At 67.1% G+C, this 1,145-nt stretch carries 1 protein-coding gene; it reads right to left on the reverse strand.

Features of this window, described 5'->3' with window-relative positions; all coding sequences use genetic code 11:
* Window positions 1-62: 62 nt before the first annotated feature.
* Window positions 63-1,016, reverse strand: coding sequence for a hypothetical protein (locus tag ACWEVN_RS48000; RefSeq protein ID WP_452055733.1), 954 nt, complete (start codon window positions 1,014-1,016; stop codon window positions 63-65).
* Window positions 1,017-1,145 lie beyond the last annotated feature (129 nt).

Below are 1,145 nucleotides of genomic sequence, written 5' to 3' on the forward strand. Positions count from 1 at the left end.
ACCGAACGCCACATTGGGTGCGCTGGACGCAACCAACGCCACATTGGGGCGCTTGTGGCGAGCTAAGGGCGGCAGCTCACTGGTGGACGAGGGCGCCGTTGCGCCGCCGCGTAGGCCGAGCGCAGGTCGGCGATCACCCGGTCCGGCTCGGTCCGCAGGTGGATCGGCAACGTCTGCAGGAAGGTGATCCCGGCCGCGGTGTACCGGGCGTTCCGGGCCAGGGTGTCGGAGTAGCCGGTTCCCTCGCTGTGCCACTTGCGGGAGTCGATCTCCCAGGCGAACGCGATGTCGTCGCACCACGCGTCCGGCTTGGCGATGAATTCGCCTTGCTCGTCGAAGATCCGGACGTTCCATTCGGCCGGTGGCAGCTCAGCGAGTTTCCAGATCTCCCAGGCTTCGGCCTCGGCAACCGATTCCGCGCCGCCGAGGATCGCCTGGAGGGCTCGTCGGGCCAAAGCCGAACCGCGTTGGCTGCCGAGGCGGAGCTCCTTGTCGAGTTGTTCCGGCGTGCAACGCCTGCGCTGTACGGCCTCCGCAAGCAGTGCCTGCACGGTGTCGAAGTCCCGGAAGCGGCGTACCGCATCGAGTGCGGCTCGGTACACCGGCGCGACAGGTAGTCCGTCTCGCATGATCGAGTCGGGCAGCCGGGTCGTCCGTTCGACGACGACAAAGCCGCTACTGGTGATCTCGCGCTCGTCCGGGACGAGGATGTGCACATCGTCGGGCTGCGGGAATTCCCGCAGCCCGTGTCTTCGCAACGCCCAGAGTCCGGTGAGCACCGCCGAGGCGCCGCCGCGGATGAGTGCCGCTTGCAAGCGCTGTTCGTCGTTCGGCTCGGTCGGATGCAGCAAGATGATTCCCGGCAACAGCCGTCGCCAGGGACCACCGGGCAGGCAGCGGCGATAGACGCTGCTGCGTCTCATGCCGATCTCCTCGAGTTCGGCGGTGCGGACGACAGCCGGATTGTCTTTGTGGCCGGCAACGAGTGGGTGCCGTGCCCAGATTCCCCTCTTCACGCTTCCAAGGATCAGCGCACTCGCCGGTGAAAAGCCAGCTCAGGGCGTCGCGAACGGGCCGTTCGCGACGCGTTCGGCCGAAAATCAGCCGTTTGTGGCGTCCCGGCTCATGCGCCCCAATGTGGCGTT

This window comes from Amycolatopsis sp. NPDC003861 (assembly GCF_053605405.1).